At 68.3% G+C, this 312-nt stretch carries 1 protein-coding gene; it reads left to right on the top strand.

The window, feature by feature from the left end; translation table 11 throughout:
* Window positions 1–312, top strand: a 312-nt coding sequence (locus tag H5407_RS23915; protein ID WP_183106951.1) for a sugar nucleotide-binding protein, incomplete at both ends; no start/stop codon positions are given.

The raw sequence follows: 312 nt of genomic DNA, 5'->3' as shown, positions 1-312 counted from the left end.
GCTATGGATGCAGCAAGCTGGCCGGCGAGCAGGCGATTCGCGCCAGCGGCTGCACGCATCTGATCCTGCGCACCAGCTGGGTCTACGCCGCGCGCGGCGGCAACTTCGCCAAGACCATGCTGCGCCTGGCAGCCGAGCGCGATCAGTTGAAGGTCATCGCCGACCAGATCGGTGCGCCCACCGGGGCTGACCTGCTGGCCGACCTGAGTGCACACATGATCCGCGCGACGCTGGCGCGGCCCGAACTCGGCGGCATCTATCACGCGGTGGCCGCAGGTGAGACCAGCTGGCATGCCTACGCCAGCCATGTGA

The sequence above is a fragment of the Mitsuaria sp. WAJ17 genome (assembly GCF_014174515.1).
Classification (GTDB): Bacteria; Pseudomonadota; Gammaproteobacteria; order Burkholderiales; family Burkholderiaceae_C; genus Roseateles_B.
This window is presented reverse-complemented; position numbering and strand designations above follow the sequence as displayed.